Raw genomic sequence first — 2,228 nt, 5'->3', positions numbered from 1 at the left:
ACCCACGTCTGACCCCGCCTCGCTGCTGGCCGCGAGGCTCAGCCGTCGGGGGCCCGCACGTCCGTCGGGCAGCGGTGGCACCGGCAGTCGCAGCGCTGCGCGACGAACTTGCCGCCACCGGCCCCCACCCGCACCGTCCCGCGACACGATGCGTGCGGGCAGGCGTGCTCCGGCCGGTCGGTGGCCACACGGCAGCACGGCGCGAGGTACACGCCCCGGCGTCGCGGGTTCGTGCCGCCGTCGTCGCGCTCCCCGCCGCTCACCGCCCACTCTCCCCGCCACGACAGCGCGGACATCAGCATGGGCGCCGAGTGCCACTTCCTCCTCGGAGATGTCCCGGGCGCGGTCTCGCTGACCCACCGGGCGCTGGAAGTAGCCGAGTTGACGCATTCCGGCCGAGTCCGTGACCGGGTCAGCAGGCTCTACTCCCTATACCGTGGCCGACAGCGCCTCACCGGCGGTGCGGTCCGCCTGGTCCGCGCCGAACTCGGCGCGCTTCTCGCGCCGTATGCGTCGGACGGCCTGGTGGGGCTGTCGTGCATCGCCAAGGGCGCGGACAGCCTCTTCGCCGAAGCCGTGCTGGAGGCCGGCGGGCGGCTGGTCGTGGTCGTCCCGTCGAAGGACTACCGGGAGCGCAGGGTGAAGCCCGAACACGCCGCCGTCTTCGATCGGCTGACCGCCGCCGCCTCGGAGGTCCTCGTGATGCCACGCGAGACGGCGACGGGTGAGGCGTACGAGGCCGCCAACGGCGAACTGCTGCGTCGCGCCGACCGCCTGGTCGCCGTCTGGGACGGCAGGCCCCCGACCGGCAGGGGCGGCACCGGGGACTTTGTCGTCGGCGCCGGTGAAGCCGGACTCCCGGTCGACGTCGTCTGGCCCGAGGGGGCCGCGCGCCGGGGTTGAGATGCGGCGCGCGGCGCCGGCCTCACAGCGGGAGGGTGTCCATGTTGAGGGGGCGGACCTTGCCTTCGATGAGGGCGGCGAGGCCGGTGATGGCGCCGGTGGCGGGGTTCTGGGCGATGCTCACCGGCATGCCGGTGGCCTGGTGGAGGCGTTCGTCCAGGCCCGGCAGGAGGGCGCTGCCGCCGGCGAGCATGATGCCCCGGTCGGCGAGGTCGGCGACCAGGTCCGGCGGGCATCGGTGCAGGACGCTGCGGATCGCGTCGACCAGGCCGGTGAGCGGCGACTGCATCGCCGCCCGCACCTCCTCCGGGTTGACCTGGACCGTGCGGGCGAGCCCCGTGGCGACGTCCCGGCCGTGCACCACGGTCTCCGGCGGCGTGTCGTCGCCGACGTCGGCGACGTTCAGCCGCAGGGCGCGGACGGCCTGGCTGGGCAGCGTCAGTTCGTGGCGGTTGCGCAGGTGCAGCGCGATGGCCTGCTCGATGGTCTCGCCACCCACCGGGACCTTCGCGGCGGCCACGATCGAACCGAGCGAGAGCACCGCGACCTGCGTCGCCGCCGCCCCGCACAGCACGACCAGCGCCGCCTCCGGCTCCTCCACCGGCAGGCCGCAGCCGATGCCGGCCGCCAGCAGGGTGTCGACGAGCAGGACGCGGCGGGCGCCGACGCCCGTCATCGTCTCGATCGCCGCGCGGCGGGCCAGCGGGTCGGCGTCGTGCGGGACGCAGACGGCGACCCGCAGCCGGGGGTTCAGCCGCCACGAGCGGCTGACCCGTTCGCCGACCATGGCCCGCAGCATCCGACGGGCCATCTGGATGTCGACGACCGTGCCGTGGTTGATCGGCCGGACGACCCTGATGTGGGCGGGCGTGCGGCCGGCCATCCTCTCGGCGGGCGATCCCACGGCGATCAGCACGCCGCTGTGGACGTTCACGGCGACGATCGAGGGTTCGTCGACGACGAGCCCGGACCCCTTGATGTGGACCCGGGTCCGGGCGGCCCCGAGGTCGACGGCGACGGTGCAGCGGCGCAGTTGGTCAGGGCTGAGATACACGGCTGGCTCCCGGCGGGCGCTGGCGGTCGGTGTGTCCTCATCGTGGGCACGGGCCGGGGGGCGGCGCCCGCCGTGATGGGCCGGACGGGGGTCGCCGAGAGTGAGGCGTACTGCCGCCGCCACGTGCACCCGGCAGCGGAGCGAGGGGACGAGTGGAGCGACGCCGTCGAAAAAACCCCCGACCACCCACCCCACGTGCCCAGCACGGGTTTTTCTCGGCGGTGTCGCGGAACTCGGCCACGGCCGCCGTACGGAATCCCCCGCCCCCTCG

2 protein-coding genes are annotated in these 2,228 nt (G+C 74.6%); one reads left to right on the top strand and one right to left on the bottom strand.

Features of this window, described 5'->3' with window-relative positions; all coding sequences use genetic code 11:
- Nucleotides 1-471 precede the first annotated feature (471 nt).
- On the top strand, nucleotides 472-903 hold the full coding sequence (locus tag GL263_RS25345; RefSeq protein WP_182858074.1) for a hypothetical protein: 432 nt from the start codon (nucleotides 472-474) through the stop codon (nucleotides 901-903).
- A gap of 22 nt (nucleotides 904-925) precedes the next feature.
- Here the strand turns inward: GL263_RS25345 and GL263_RS25340 are convergent, their stop codons facing one another.
- Nucleotides 926-1,957, bottom strand: a complete 1,032-nt coding sequence (locus tag GL263_RS25340; RefSeq protein WP_182858073.1) for a rod shape-determining protein — start codon at nucleotides 1,955-1,957, stop codon at nucleotides 926-928.
- Nucleotides 1,958-2,228: the final 271 nt, after the last annotated feature.

Source organism: Streptomyces durbertensis (assembly GCF_014156695.1).
In the GTDB taxonomy this organism is placed as follows: domain Bacteria; phylum Actinomycetota; class Actinomycetes; order Streptomycetales; family Streptomycetaceae; genus Streptomyces; species Streptomyces durbertensis.
This window is presented reverse-complemented; position numbering and strand designations above follow the sequence as displayed.